The 13,521-nt window shown below is 45.3% G+C and carries 12 protein-coding genes; 5 read left to right on the top strand and 7 right to left on the bottom strand.

Annotated features, from left to right (window positions below; genetic code table 11):
- Positions 1-193: 193 nt before the first annotated feature.
- Positions 194-3,199, bottom strand: coding sequence for a hypothetical protein (locus tag D0T66_RS10000; RefSeq protein WP_163357143.1), 3,006 nt, complete (start codon positions 3,197-3,199; stop codon positions 194-196).
- Positions 3,200-3,318: 119 nt separating this feature from the next.
- Between D0T66_RS10000 and D0T66_RS10005 the strand changes: the two genes are divergently transcribed.
- The gene (locus D0T66_RS10005; RefSeq protein WP_163357144.1) at positions 3,319-4,278 is read left to right on the top strand and encodes a KilA-N domain-containing protein; all 960 of its coding nucleotides are present in this window, start codon (positions 3,319-3,321) and stop codon (positions 4,276-4,278) included.
- A 138-nt stretch (positions 4,279-4,416) separates the two neighbouring features.
- Positions 4,417-4,899: a serine protease inhibitor ecotin gene (gene eco, locus D0T66_RS10010; RefSeq protein ID WP_163357145.1), complete on the top strand. Its 483-nt coding sequence runs from the start codon at positions 4,417-4,419 to the stop codon at positions 4,897-4,899.
- Between the two features lie 6 nt (positions 4,900-4,905).
- Here the strand turns inward: eco and D0T66_RS10015 are convergent, their stop codons facing one another.
- Positions 4,906-6,078, bottom strand: coding sequence for a PBSX family phage terminase large subunit (locus tag D0T66_RS10015; RefSeq protein WP_163357146.1), 1,173 nt, complete (start codon positions 6,076-6,078; stop codon positions 4,906-4,908).
- 561 nt (positions 6,079-6,639) lie between these two features.
- Here D0T66_RS10015 and D0T66_RS10020 point away from each other — a divergent pair.
- From D0T66_RS10020 to D0T66_RS10030, 3 genes are all read left to right on the top strand, one after another.
- Positions 6,640-7,710 (top strand): hypothetical protein, encoded by a 1,071-nt coding sequence (locus tag D0T66_RS10020; RefSeq protein WP_163357147.1) that lies wholly within the window; start codon positions 6,640-6,642, stop codon positions 7,708-7,710.
- A 182-nt stretch (positions 7,711-7,892) separates the two neighbouring features.
- Positions 7,893-8,282, top strand: a complete 390-nt coding sequence (locus D0T66_RS10025; RefSeq protein ID WP_163357148.1) for a hypothetical protein — start codon at positions 7,893-7,895, stop codon at positions 8,280-8,282.
- An 18-nt stretch (positions 8,283-8,300) separates the two neighbouring features.
- Entirely contained in the window at positions 8,301-8,546 is a 246-nt protein-coding gene (locus tag D0T66_RS10030) for a type II toxin-antitoxin system HicA family toxin (RefSeq protein WP_163357149.1), read from the top strand.
- A gap of 54 nt (positions 8,547-8,600) precedes the next feature.
- Here D0T66_RS10030 and D0T66_RS10035 read toward each other — a convergent pair whose 3' ends face one another.
- From D0T66_RS10035 to D0T66_RS10055, 5 genes are all read right to left on the bottom strand, one after another.
- Positions 8,601-11,216: a hypothetical protein gene (locus tag D0T66_RS10035; protein WP_163357150.1), complete on the bottom strand. Its 2,616-nt coding sequence runs from the start codon at positions 11,214-11,216 to the stop codon at positions 8,601-8,603.
- 527 nt (positions 11,217-11,743) lie between these two features.
- Complete coding sequence (locus D0T66_RS10040) at positions 11,744-12,196, bottom strand: hypothetical protein (RefSeq protein WP_163357151.1); 453 nt, start codon at positions 12,194-12,196, stop codon at positions 11,744-11,746.
- Positions 12,193-12,735: a hypothetical protein gene (locus D0T66_RS10045; protein ID WP_163357152.1), complete on the bottom strand. Its 543-nt coding sequence runs from the start codon at positions 12,733-12,735 to the stop codon at positions 12,193-12,195. The genes D0T66_RS10040 and D0T66_RS10045 overlap by 4 nt, the downstream gene beginning before the upstream one ends.
- A gap of 77 nt (positions 12,736-12,812) precedes the next feature.
- On the bottom strand, positions 12,813-13,301 hold the full coding sequence (locus D0T66_RS10050; RefSeq protein WP_163357153.1) for a DUF6169 family protein: 489 nt from the start codon (positions 13,299-13,301) through the stop codon (positions 12,813-12,815).
- Positions 13,267-13,410, bottom strand: a complete 144-nt coding sequence (locus D0T66_RS10055) for a hypothetical protein (RefSeq protein ID WP_163357154.1) — start codon at positions 13,408-13,410, stop codon at positions 13,267-13,269. Before D0T66_RS10055 ends, D0T66_RS10050 begins: the two co-directional genes overlap by 35 nt.
- Between the last annotated feature and the right edge of the window lie 111 nt (positions 13,411-13,521).

Raw genomic sequence — 13,521 nt, forward strand, 5'->3', positions numbered from 1 at the left:
ACGACCTCTCTTTCTGTTTATGTGCCTGCGGATTTTTATGTTCTGCCGAAAGTAATATCGTCATCCCGAACGGCGGATAGCTTGTCATGCTGAGTGAAACGAAGCATCTCGCCACTGAATGAGAAAGAGATTCCTCATATCATTGAGTCGCCTATGCTCCTCAATTTCCAATTCGGAATGACAAATTATAGCCCTACAACATCTTCCTGATTAATTTTAGTGTCGTCTTGCGCATCCCGAGCGGATCGTAGCCCTCCACCTCGGCGGCATGGTACAAGTCGCCATTGAAGCGGATGAGGCAATGCTCGAGCATATCGTACTCCTCGGGCGAGAGGTAGCATTCGACCTGCGTATAGCAATTCTGCGCATCGGCCAGAATGGTGAAATAGTTGCGCAAGATACTGTCGGGCTTGTCTTTGTAGTCGAGCTCCATCCGTTGCCCCTTGTCGAAAGTATCGGTCACCAGGGCAGCATCCACCTCCACTTTATTGTTGATTTTTACGCGGTAACTGCCATCCGCTTTGTACCAGAAGCGTTGCGCCTTGTCCGTATAACTTTTCATCATCATTTCGGCATAATCGCTCGAATCGCTGCCCCAAACCTCCTTGTCGGAAATAACCGGGAAAACGCCGTCCTTGTAGAAGTTGCTGTCTTCGGATTTTATCGCTTTCATCCAGTTGTACGAGAAATTGGAAGTCTGCTTCACCACGTTGCTTTCGGGGCTTCCCGTCTCGAAACGCCCGCCACCGTCGTTCCCTTCGAAGGCTTTTATCTCGCCCATCGGGTCGCGCTCGTAGTCGCCGTCGGCAGCCAAGCGGCGGGTGCTTTCCACAAATCCTATCTCGTCCTTATCCACGGTGAATCCTATTTCGTATGCTTTGGGCAGCCCGAACGGTATATTCTGGCGGTTGACGTTGACGTCCGCCTTCTGGTCGAGGTCGAGGATAAGCGATGTATTGCCCGACAGTTTTTTGCGGATGTTGAGCTCGAAATTCTTGTCATTGTGCTGAATCAGCTCTAAATTGAACGCCTTGCAGAAATTATCTATCCATTCGTCCACTTTCACTTCGGACGGAAGGAATCTGATGACATCTACTGTATCTTTCGGGAAATCGTAGTCTTTCTCGGGTTTGCTGTTCCAATCCAATTCGGCTATACTGCTGCCTGTGAACTCGTTGATTTGCGCCCATCCTTTGTCGCGGCGATAAGGTTCTATCGACAATTCGAAGTCTATTTTATGCCATAGCCAATAATTGGAACCACCTTTGGCGGTGTCGCTTGTAGAAATGAGCGTCACCCGTTCTCCTTTCTCGAACCAGACAATAGCATTCATTTCGCCATCGCCGTACCAATTGACGGGGCGGTCTTTGTGGGACGCATCGATAATAGGTTTTGCCTCTCCTTTGTAGTATCCTCTGCGTGCGTAATTGACAGGAGCGTTTTTTAATACGATTTTGTGCATCCTCGTTTCTTCGAGTACGAAATCCTCTTGATTGGCATTCCCATTTTCGCTGGGGTCTATACATTTTATGTATGGTGTAGGCTGATTGACAAGAACATAAGAAAGCGTCTTGTCTTTATAATTATTATTCCATGAGTGACACGATTTGGCGGCCAATGTGCGTGCCCATACAGGATTTAGGTGGCGTTTCGGGTTTTCGTCATTATCGTAGCCGTCAACCCTTCCTTTTGCCCTGTCAAATGGTGTTCCAGCCCGATACCGACCATTTTCGAAAGCTCCCCATGCAATCCCTATAACCAGTTTGTCGTTTTGCGCCGGATCGACAAATACGGTCTGGTTCGGTTTGAAGTTCAAGGGGTAATTTTCGTTAAACACGGGAATCTGAATAGGTGGGTATACATAACCGTCTGTTTTTCCGGCTTGATCATCTTTAATTTTTAGACCTTCCTGTGTTTGCTCTTGATTATTTTGGTAATATATTCCATCTATTGTTATTCCATCAAGTGTGAAATCTCCTTCGCCTCTGTCGCGGATCAGTTTGAGTTCGAAGCGCTTATCGTTCAGATAGTCGTCGTTGTCGCTCTTATGATCACCTGAAGCAAAAATGTATCCTGTGTTACCATCTGTGATATGAAAATGGGAAAAGTCGAAAAAATCGGGGTCTGACCGCCTCGGGATGTAGATGTCTCCTTTCAACGAAACTTTGTAATACCCCGACATTGGGATGCGGATAGAATGGTGATATTTCTTTCGCGGATAAACTACATTGTTGACTTTATAGTCTTTTATATCCTCTGTATAAGAGGTTATGTTTTCGCCCAGGTCTTCGAGTACTGTCAGCTTTTTCAAGTTGGTCGAATTGAGCATGTTGGCTGTATATGCCCCCCTGTTATCCCCGTCTGTTGTAGAAAGGAATCCGGTTGTCTCGAAAAGCTTAGGCTGCTTCTTGTTTACACCTTCGTCTTCCGGCAGAAACCAGCAATTATCCCACTGTCCTTTTATCTTTATCGTCCCCAAATCGCCGTAATTCCACGGCATATCGAAATTCGACGGGTTTTTGTAGCTCATATACAGGTTTTTGAGCCGTTCGTCCGAGAAAGCCGTTCCCGTGATGTTTAGCTTGTGGCTTTTAAAGATATTCTTCAGCGTGTCCAAGCAGTTGAGCGAAGGCGGGAAGTCCTCGAGCCCGAAACGCACATTGTCGCTTATCCCGTCTTTTGCCCCATACAAGCCACTTCCGGCAGGCACTTTGGGCAATAGTCCGTACATGACCAGCGGAAAGAAGAAGCGCATATCCGCAGCCCCTTGGCTCTGGTTGTATTGGCTTATCATTGCCAGATTGGGGAAGGGGACAGGGTAGGAACCGGCCTTGTTCATCGTTTTGTCGCCGAATATCTCTTTGATGGTTCTTGCGGGTGGAGTGCCCAGATTCCCTTTGTAGGCGCGCGAAGTGACTTCCGTCAGCTTGAAATAGCCGTCGAGTATTTTCACGCCTCCCATGATGAGTTGTGCCGGGTAAAGGGTTGCGAACTTGCCTTTTACCTCCTCGGTGTTGATGTAGCCGAAAATGGCGTTGTTGGCATTGGATGCGGGCAGCGTTATCTCGTACGAGCGCTGCGTATCTTTGGCGCTGACCTCTACGGGCGAGATAAACTGCCGCTTGAGGTAGACCGCGAAGTCTTTTGCTTCGCCTATGTCGCACAGTTGGTGGTTGATATACAATTCTATTTGTTTCATAAGAAATAATTAAAATGTTGTTGGTGTTTTCTTGTATAGATAAATATTTGGTAAAAGGGTAATGGTTCGTTTTTGTGTATTAATCTTCTTATATTTGTGCTGTAATATTGTGAATTAGTATGGCAAAGAATAATAAATTAATCGTTCAAAATACAGAAATATCTTTCATAAGTCAGGCAAATGAAGATTATATCTGTCTTACGGATATGGCGAAAGCAGCATCTGACGATGCTCGGGCTGCAGATATTATCAAAAACTGGATAAGGGGTAGAGGAACTATTGAATTCTTAGGGACTTGGGAAACTATTTATAATCCAAATTTTAAAGTGGTCGAATTTGACCACTTTAAAAAAGAGGCTGGTTTACCGACGTTTACGATGAGTGTAAGTAGTTGGGTTGAAAAAACTGATGCTATCGGTATTTTCTCAAAAGCAGGGAAGTATGGTGGAACCTATGCACACAAAGATATTGCTTTTGAGTTTGGAGCAGCTATAAGTCCAATGTTCAAGCTTTATTTGATAAAGGAATATCAAAGATTAAAAGAGGCTGAAACGAATCAATACGGCTTAGAATGGAATGTTAGGCGTGTTTTGAGCAAAGCTAATTATAGGATACATACAGATGCTATAAAGGAACACATTATTCCCCAGTCAGGATATGCAAAAAGCAAAGAATGGTTACTTTATGCTGATGAAGCCGACATGTTAAATGTCGCATTGTTTGGTTGTACAGCGAAAGATTGGAGAGAAGCGAATATGGGTAGGGCTTTATCGGGTGAAAACATTAGGGATATGGCGAGCATAAACGAATTAGCTATATTATCAAATTTAGAATCTCTCAATTCAACATTAATAAAAAATGGAGTAGCTAAAAAAGATAGGTTTAAAATATTGAGCCAGACTGCAGCAGAGCAAAAACACTCCTTAGATAGAATGGATATCCTTAAGTCTATAAAGAAAGAATCTACATTAACCTATGTAAATGCACAGAAACAACCTCAATTATCTACTTTCAAACAAAATGTAGAAAAGAAAGAGAACTATAATCTTAATGAGGGTAAAGAGGATAATGACACATAAATAGAACATCGTCTCTGATGTGGTCGAATTTGACCACTTTAAAAATAAAAAATGTTAAATTAAGTAAAACAAATGGAGTGGGATTAAACAATCGCTTAGTTTCGCTGTCTTATAATAAAACCAATAATTATTCTGATTATGAAGAAAATTACATTAATTGCCATTTTTGCCCTAACCGGCATATTATTTTCAGCAAATATTTCAGCGCAGACAGTGAAAGCAACAGATGAAGCGATAAAGAACCTGAAACCATATCCCGAAAAAATGGGCGATATGGAACGACATGTTATCTTCCTCGAACCGAGGGCGGACGAAAGCCTGTACAAGATAGAAATCATTGCGGGCATGTACAAAGAGGTAGACTGCAACCGCCACACGCTGGCAGGTGCGTTCAACGAAGGCACTGTGGAAGGCTGGGGATACAGCTATTACACATTCGAAACGAACGGGCAGATTGCCTCTACCATGATGATGTGCCACGATCCTAAGACGACTAAGTTCGTATCGGGAAAGGGCGAAGTTGTACGCTACAACAGCCGTTTGCCGTTGGTTGTTTACCTTCCTCAAGGCGTGGAATTGAAATACCGCGTGTGGACGGCAGGCGAAATGTTGCCTGAATAAAGGAAACTACTTCCTGCCCGCGATAACCGAATAGCTGAGCGCGTTGTTCCGTTCGAGCAACTTGTTGAGGCACACATAGCGTTGTGCGTCTATCGAGTGGTTGAACTTATCCTCGGGGCGGTTGACAAAGCGTCCGTGCTGGTCGGTTTGCCAGCGGTAATTGCGATATTCTTCGATGATATTCAGGCTGCGGCTTGTGACATTTTTGTGGTAACGGTTGAGGATGGATATGCCGGCTATGATGCTGTCTTTACCCTTCTTTGCCGCCTCCACATGCCATCCTTGTGTCGTTATCTCTTTGATGCTTTTCGGCTCGGCGCTGTCGGCAATGATAGGCGTATCGCGCGGAACAGCCATCTCGACAAGGTGGTCGGCTATCATCATATTGTCGTAGCCCTTGGCAAAGAGTAGTTCGTCTATCCACAATTCACCGCCCGACAGGCGTACGTCGACGATTGCCGTGGGGTCGTTCGTGAAGCCGAAATCGATGCCTATCCAGCGGCTTTTGTATAGCTCCGGCATATCGGCTGTTATATCCCAGTTGCGGATGATAGCCCCTTCGAGCATGCCGGTGACGCCTTCGCCGTAGATGCGCCACCAGTTTTCGTCGTCGCGGTTCGATTCTATCTCCTTCACCTGTGCCGCGCTCAGAAACTCGTTGTCTTTGTAGGTGGAATGGATGAGGAAAGCGTCCTCTTTGCCCAATACTTTCTCGTCGAGCCAAAAGGCATGCGAAGGGTTGCAGTCGAGGAATACATTCTTGGTGGTGCGGATAGCGAGCTGGCGGAATATCTCGTAGTCGATATTGATGCACTCGTTGATGTAGAGGATATTGCGCGATGGCCCATGCACTTTGCCGGCATTGTCGGCGGAGAAGAATTCTATCATCGATTTGTTGATGGAGTAAATCTTTTCGGTGGCGTTCCAGCTGTGCGCATCCCAGCGTTCTTCGCGCAGAAGCATATCGCGGAAGTCGCGTATACAACCACGTTTCAGATGGGGGAGTGATTCGGATACGACCGATATAACCAGCGGCTCATCCGAGCGTTCGGCTAAGGAATAGAGTAATTGCAGGATGCTGTATGTCTTGGACGAGCGCGTCGAACCTTTGTTCACTATATAGCGATAACCGGCGTTGTATGCTGCCAGATTGCGCGCAAATACGGAAGTCGTCTTCATCTTTTTTTGTATAGATAAAGAAGTGGGTAAGTGGTGAATGGTTCGGAATATGTTCTTTTATATAATACTTGTTCTATTGTTCCAATCCTGCGCGAAGCCTTTGGCTTCTTGCTTCGTTCATTTTGCCATTGCGCAAAACGAACCAAAAGGCTAGTGCTACGTTTCTTGTTGACCCGTCAAACGGTTTGTCAGCTAAATGAAATAAGGAATACTTCGTATTCTGGAATTTCATTTTACGCCGCCTGCACCGGACGGATACCCCAACTACGAAACTAATGCACGTCCTTTATTCAAAGACTCCGACATTGCCGGATAGACGGGGTACCCACACAACGCCAGTGAGCGGCGAGAGCAAAACGTGTTTGAGCGCAGCGAGTTTTTTGCTCTGCGAACAAGTTGCCTGTGGGTCGTCTTAGACGGCTAAGTCGTGACTTTTTGGTTCGTTTTTGGTCAAGCAAAAATGAACAAAGGCAAGCAACGACAGTTGCGCGGCAGTCAAAATAAATAATACACAGAAATATATCTAATAATAAATAATTGCATTCATTTAACTTGTTACGTATGAAAAAATATTTACCTGTAATATCTCTGTTCGTAGCCCTCGTGGCTACCTCCTGTGCCAGCATAACGCACTATATCGGCTACGATGTGAAGAATCTCGATTTCGAATACAAAGAGCGTCGCCAGCCCGAGAAAATGCTCTATCCGGCATTCTTTTACTACAATACGCAGGTTACCCTGCCTGCCGCCTACAAGGGTGTAATAGACCAGCAAAGCCTTTCGAAGCAGATACAGATTGAGGGGCAACGCTATACCGATAATTCGCGCACGAAAGACTTTACGGTGGCCGTTTCGTACGGTGTGCTGACGACGTCGGAAGTAAACGTCAGGAATGGCGTGACAAAGACGCTGGACGAGCGTACGCGCGATACTATCTATACCCCGTCTTATTGGATTGAGTGCCAATACCAGATGAATATAGATGCGTCGCTGCTGAAAGGGGAGAGCAAAGTCAGAAATTACGATCTGGGCAAGGCGCTTGCGTCGCAGCCATTCGAGACAAAGACCTTTGCCAACCGTCGCGAGGCGCTGGACTATTGGGAGTTGAATAAGGAAACCCTTACGGCCGAATTTGTGAAGGGGCTTTCGTCGAAGGCAATTCAGTTGCTATCGCGCGAGCTGTCAAAAGATTATGGTTACCCCATATATCAGCGGATAGGTATTTTGGTTGCGATTGATAATAAGAAGATTGAGGAAAGCGTAACTTTCCGCACCAGATGCGAAGAACTGATGCCTAAACTTTCTGCGTTGAACGGGACAACTCCATTGAGGCAGAGCGATGTGCAGGCGTATATCGATTATTTCAATTCCCTTCCCGAGAAATATGCGACATTGGAAAGTAAGGAGGAAATGCGTATTCGCTTTGCGGCCTACTACAATCTGGCGCAAATCTATATCCTGCTGGAGAAACCTGCCGAAGCGGCATTCTATGCCCAAAAGGTAGCGGAGAACGGTTATGCCGGAACGGTGGGGAATGACCTTATGAGCGAAGTAGAAGAAATGCAGGCCTATTTCGAGAGCCATTCGATAAAGACTTTCCAGTTCTCGACCGACAGCTATTTTAAAAAGTAGGGAATATCTTTAATCGGAAATCGTTCTTTTCACAAAGAATTTATTTGTTAATAATCTGCTTCTTTTCGGTAGCCTTTTATTAATAAGGTAAATATTATTAACTATAGGGATTCATTTTTTAGCATGCAAATTTGTATATTTGCATTGTTAATTAAATAAAGAAAACCATTGAATATATAAAAATGGCTAAACTTTCTTTCAAAGCAGAATTGGAAAATTCATCTAATAACAAGATATTTGTTTCGTTAGAATTATATGAATTTATCGAGGATGGGATGAATATTATTTACTGCCCTGCATTAGACCTGTCTTCTTACGGAAGAAACGAAGATGAGGCTAAAAAAGGATTTCAGGAAACATTCGAAATATATATAAATTATTGCATGAGCAAAAAGACGCTCGTGAAAGATTTGCAGCGACATGGATGGAATGTGAAAAGCGCAAAGCAAAAGAAAATGAAGGCTCCGAGTACAAAGGATTTACTCAATTCGAATGATACGTTGCAAGATATAATTTATAATAAAGATTATGTAAAAATGAGTGAAAAAGTAGCTTTTCCTGCATTGGCATAATTATAATATATATCGGAAATGTCTACCAGAAAGCTTAAAAATGTCAAATTAGCGGATTACAGGGAATTTCTGAGCAAATGCGGATGCAAACATATCCGAACGGAAGGCGGGCATGAAATATGGAGCAGAAATGATTTGACAAGGCCTATTACTTTCCAGACACATATAGAACCTGTCCCCGAATTTATTATTAAGAATGCCCTTCGGCAATTGAATCTTACAAAGAAAGATTTTTTCAATATCCTTTTCGATTGTAATACATAAAATAATCCCCCTCGGTAGCCGCTAAGGGGGATAAACATTTATAGGAATGAAGGATTAAGATTTCGCTTCGGAATTGTAGGTGTCGGAATAATGATACTTCATATCCACCCGCACCTGTGTATCCTTGGTCGAATGCTTGATTGTGAGGTCGTCCACTACAATATAGCGTCCCGTCGCAACCTCGTATACCGCCGGCGAAACGCTCATCTCTTTCAGCCAGTCGGCAAGCTCGTGGCGGATAGCCATCGTCTGCACCGTAAAGGTTTCCTCTGCCGATTTATATTGCACGCCTTCCATCACGCTGCTTGTCGTGTAGCGCGGTTGCTGTGTGCGGTTGAAGGTTTTACCCGACGATTTGAAATCCGTTTGCGACGATTCGGAGAAATTGAACGTCGACCATCCACCCAGCGAATTGAGGAAAGCAAAATCGCGTACGGCATAGAGGTGCGACGGCAATATGTTGTATATCTGCGGGCTGCTCACCACCTGACCGTCGCGTGTGAGGCAGACCTTTACGATTCCCGTATTCGAATGGAGCGCAAGCAAAGAATCGATATCGAGGCGGATAGTATTCGCAATCGCCAAATCCTTGCACGACTGCTCGTGCGCCGTCACGCGTGTAATCAGCGTCCCCGACTGCGTAAGCAGTTCGTATCGGATACCTATCGTGCAGCCGTTTGCCGCTTGATGATGGTATTTGTCCGACAAGAGGAAGTTGAAATACTGCGCCTGCCCCGCGATATGCGGCAACTCGGGCTGTCGCGTCAGCGGACGGATGGTATTATTTGCCATTACATCGTAGATGTAATCCGTCAGGTCATTCGCTTCGAGGTTGCGGTCGTAGCCTGTGATGGTGTACAAAACGTCCGACATATAAAAGACATCGTTCGTGTAGAACTGCTCGTCGTTGATGAGGCGTTTCCCGATAAAACGGTAATCCTGCACCGTTCCCGTATCGCACCAATCCGCCGCCGTGAGGAACGTATCGGAATATTTTACGGGCTTCACCGCATTCAGGTCGAACCATACGGGAGCGTCGAGGTAGGCTTTAGAAAGGGTTGTGACAAACGTTCCCGGCACGCCGTTGTTGGTCGGGTCTTCGCCCAGAAAGATGCCTGTGTCCTTGTACATATCCATCTGTATCTCTATCTCGCTGTAACCTTGGCTGATAGCGTCGGTGGAAGCGGAAATCTCCGAAATCGGCTTCACATCGAGGAAATGGCTGTACAGGGCATTGTCCTTCGGCTTGATAGTGAAATTGTATTTCTGCCCGAAGCCTTTCGATACGATGCGGATAGCCGTCCCCATGCCCAGATTGCCGCTCATATCCGTCTGGAAAGGGAGCGAAATGTCGAAGTTCGATTTCAGGTAACTGTTTCGCAATAAGCATTCTTTCAGGCTGTTGGCTATCTCCTGCAAAGACCACGAAGGATAGTCGTCGCCCCCCTTAGCACCCAGATAGAATGTGCTGCTGTTCATCTCTTTGGGCTCCATTGTCCCGCGAAAGGTGTGTATTGTTCCGCTGTTTGTTTCGACGAGATTGAATTCCGTCACATTCTTCTTATCGCTGTCCAAGCCTTTGCCTGTCACCGTCAGCACGATTTCGAGGCGTTTATCTTCTTGCGGAGTTTGCTGGGGAACAGGATCTTTGGGATTGCCGAAGACGTGTACAAACGTGTTCCATAGCGTGCTGTCGGGTTCGATGGTGAAAGCATAATCGTCCGTAAAGCCGCGCGGAGTGAGGTATATCGATTTGTAAGGGTATCTGCCGTCTTCCAGAATAGGGCCTCCGATGGCGATGGAGAGATGGAAATTGTCTTTGAGGAACGTGTTTTGCTGCAGGCAGGCAAAAAAGGTGTCGGCAGCCTGTCCCGGTCCCCATTGAGGCACGCCCGAAGATGAGATAGGGCCTGTGTAAAACAGATTCTCGGTCGTAGAAGTTTCCGATGGATTGCTTGTTGCCCTGAAAATGTGCCTGATACCTGTTTTCTTCTCCACCACCGTAAATTTGGAGATGTTGTCGTAGATAGAGGGCGAGCTTCCTGCACGATAATGGTAGCCGTTGCCCACGATGCCGAAAATGGTTTGTGCTTTCTCGCGAATATCGGTGGTCTTGAAAAACTTCACGTCATTGTAGCCATCGGTGTGGAAGTCGAGGCAGTAATCGTTTCCCGGCACTTTGGCTTTGATGTGGACAAATATGCCGGTCACTTCCTCGGGATTGGCCGGATTCTCTTTTTTCAGTACCAGGTTGGTATTATACCTCTCCTTGAAGTAGTCACGATTGGCAATACAATCCGCTACTGCCCTTCCCATTTGCTGTTCAGACCATTTAGGCTTTATCCCTCCCCAGTTGAAAGCCATTTCGAATGTTGTGTCTGTACCTGTATACGACTCCCCTATGTCTAATCCTCTGAATCCAAACTTCTTACCTGTTGCAACTTCGGTAATCGTAAACGGAGAAATGTTCTTGTACTTGTTCCATATAATAGTCTTGATATAAGCATTATTCAGAATCTCCATATACACCTCGAAGTAAACATCATCCGCCGTATCGGGTGGCAGCGGCTCGGATTCGAACTCGATGAAATTCGGATTGTTAGCCATCGAAACCTTAACGGGCGAAACACTCTCTTTTGCAATCTCTTTGTTTTTGATAAAAAATCCCATGTTATAATTTTTTTTTGTTTATGTCAATCAGTTGTATTCTTTTCTTTAGAAATGTTCTTTTCTGCGCGAAGCCTTTGGCTTCTTGCTTCGTTCATTTTGCCATTGCGCAAAACGAACCAAAAGGCTAGTGCTTCGTTTCTTGTTGACCCGTCAGTCGGTTTGTCGGCTAAATGAAATAAGGAATACTTCGTATTCTGGAATTTCATTCTATCGCCGCCTGCACCGGACGGGTACCCCAACTACGAAACTAATGCACGTCCTTTATTCAAAGATTCCGACATTGCCGGATAGACGGGGTACCCACACAACGCCAGTGAGCGGCAAGAGCAAAACGTGTTTGAGCGCAGCGAGTTTTTTGCTCAGCGAACAAGTTGCTTGTGGGTCGTCGTAGACGGCTAAGTCGTGACTTTTTGAATACTTTTTGGTCAAGCAAAAAGTATTGAAGGCAAGCCTCAGTAAGAGGCGCGGCAGTAGTAAATTTTAAAGAACGATTTATTAAAAAAGCAGAACAACTGATTAACATCAATTTATGAATTAAAATACTTAATCAAATCATCTGTCAAAGCTTCGAAGAGCATCTCCGCCCATCTCGTCTCGAACTGTTTGCCGATACGTTCTTCGAGTGTTGCCATAATGGGGCGCGGTTCGATGCCGTCGCGCCAGATAGCCTCCGCAATGGCAAAAAGCGTATCGTTGTCCGGCTCTATGCCTTTGCCTATCGCCCATTCGCGCAGCGCGTCTATTGGCGGGCGTTTGCCTTGCCTCGGTGCACGCCCGTTTTCGATATACTCGATGTAGTTGTCGAACAAGAGGCTGATAACCACGCTGTCGCTTTCCGTTTGCACCTGCGTGCGGATTGTCTCGCGGAGGTGGCTGCCCGAGAGGCTTCCCCCATCCGTCTCGGCGACAATGATTTGCGCCAGAGCGAGCATTTCGGTGGCTATCACTTCGGCAACCTTTTTCAAGCGGGTGCTCATCATTTCGAGGTTTTGAGGGTGAATACGGGGAATTGCTTGCTATACACCTCGCAATTGCTGGCGGGAGATACGGCAAAGCCTTGCAATGCGGAGCTCTGCTCAAAGTCTCCGTTCTCATCGAACTGCTCGTCTATCAGGCAGAGGTTCTGCATATTGACTTGCGTAAACGAGAGCGAGAAGCGGCATCCGCAGGCGTTGTTGTCGTAGTAGTCGCAAAGGGTGATATACGACCAGTCGGGGCGGATGGAGATGCTTTCCTCCTGCTGTTTGATGCGTTCGATGATGTTCAGCCCGATGGAGAAGGCGAGGTTTTGCAGCTCGCTCACGCTATGCTCCTCATCGGGCAGGAAAAGGATGGCGAAATTGACCGAATTGCTGAATACATGGTTCTGGTTGCTACCGTAAATCGGGTCTTCGAGCCAGAGGAGGGGATGCTGTTCGCGTCCGCTACCGAGTTCGTAGCTGCGGTTGTAGTAGAAAGCCCTGATGGCTTTGTGCTGCCGTGCCTGACGGCGGAAAATGTCGATAATCGTTGTAATCATAATTCCGTTTTCTTTATATAGATAAAGTCAAGGGATTATGATTGAAGGTTTTTAACGGAGGGCTATCAATTCACTTTTTAAGGTGTCAGATCGGTTATCAAATTGTTGAAATGGGATAATACTTCCTCTTTTTCGGGGTGGTCGGCATGGATGAAAAGAGAGGCATACATATCATAATAATTTCCTTTTTGGGCGATATCTTTCTTCAGTATTTTGTTGTTAGGATGGCATTGGTATTCTTTATACCATTTATCGAATAGCTTTTTCCGTCCCGAGTGACGCCCATCGCTGCTGTCGCAGACATAAATCATTGATTGTTTGTTGTTTCTGAAAAATGCTTCCAGGATATATATAATTGTGTGTTTTACAAAAGGGTCATGGTTTTTCAGTATTTCTGTCCCTTCGTGCTCAAAGTTGAACATATATGTATGTGTCAGGGCGGGATTATAGTAATCGCAACAAATAAAATAAGCGATATATTTGATACCGCTTCTTGTTGTGAAAATATATTTTCCTTCCTCTATGTCTATGTTATAGAGGTGTTGCGAGCTTGATTTTTCTTTCATCCAGAACGTTGGCTATATTGCCTTTTTCTCTAATGCATTTAGATAAGGCTTTTTTATCTTCAAGCATCTTCTCCAGCGTATTAGCTTTTTTATTTTGCTGCTTTTTCATCTGCTATCATCTTGATATTACGTTGTAAAGATATATTATTTTTATTTAATTGATAAATTTATTTTTCTATTTATATTATTATTAACCGATTTCAACTTTGTTTGCAATTCT

Origin of the sequence: Dysgonomonas sp. 25 (assembly GCF_010501075.1) — a bacterium.
Taxonomy (GTDB): Bacteria; Bacteroidota; Bacteroidia; order Bacteroidales; family Dysgonomonadaceae; genus Dysgonomonas.